The organism is Photobacterium sp. GB-1 (assembly GCF_003026165.1).
Lineage (GTDB): Bacteria > Pseudomonadota > Gammaproteobacteria > Enterobacterales > Vibrionaceae > Photobacterium.
Map to the genome: position 1 here is coordinate 1 of NZ_PYOB01000060.1, position 849 is coordinate 849.

Genomic DNA, 849 nt, shown 5'->3' on the forward strand with positions numbered 1-849 from the left:
CAAAAAGGGATGTCCAGTAAAGCACGACTTTATCGGGTAAATGATTGGTAGGTTGGATTTGTGAATCTCCTCCCATAGTAGCAAAAGCGAGAGGTAACCCATAACCATTATAATCAGGTAAAAAGCCTTTTATACGCTTAAAATCACTAACCGTCATAAACTGACTATGAGTGTGTAAAATAGAGGTCCAATCTTCTTGCGTGTTAATACCATATGCTTTAGTGACTCTGACAGGGTAAAATGATGGCATAGCATAAGCCACAGTCCAATCAGGAACTTCATCAGGTACGCGTTCTCTATTTATCATGCTACAACCAGCCAGTAATAGGCAGAGCACCCCTGTTGATATAATATTTTTCATTTACTGTCCTTGTTTAAGGAGCGCTGAATCTAGCTATTTAATTGAGCGCCTCACAGGTTTCTATGAGGCGGTAGGCCAATATTAATGAAGCTGGTCAACAGTAAAATGTTTAGATGTATAAACCTTATTTACCTTGTCCCAAGGGATAGGCGTTAAGGTTGCGTTAGCCTTTTTAGCTCTTTTTTTAACATATTCTGTTGCTTGGAAATATTGTTTCGATGTGATTGAATTATAGTCAGTATCAGGCATGCTAGTTGGCGATAGTTCAGTAACGTACGTATACTTGCCACACCCTTCAAGCCACACTTTCACTTGTCCATTTGGTAGAAAACCAAAATCAAATTGACTTTGATAGCAAGCTCGTTTTATTCCATCTGGTCGAATGTAACTTTGCTTTTTATAGGCCAGCGCTTTCATTTTTGGGGTGACATCTAATTCAGTAATATAGAACTTCGCATCAAAAAGGGATGTCCAGTAAAGCACGACTT

General features: G+C 38.9%; 2 protein-coding genes. Both read right to left on the bottom strand.

All coding sequences use genetic code 11. From position 1 onward, the window contains the following. A partial coding sequence (locus C9J45_RS21390) for a DUF2931 family protein (protein WP_146144340.1) occupies positions 1-361 on the bottom strand: 361 nt, incomplete at its 3' end. 81 nt (positions 362-442) lie between these two features. Then, positions 443-849: DUF2931 family protein (locus C9J45_RS21395; protein ID WP_146144341.1), on the bottom strand; the 407-nt coding region annotated here is incomplete at its 5' end.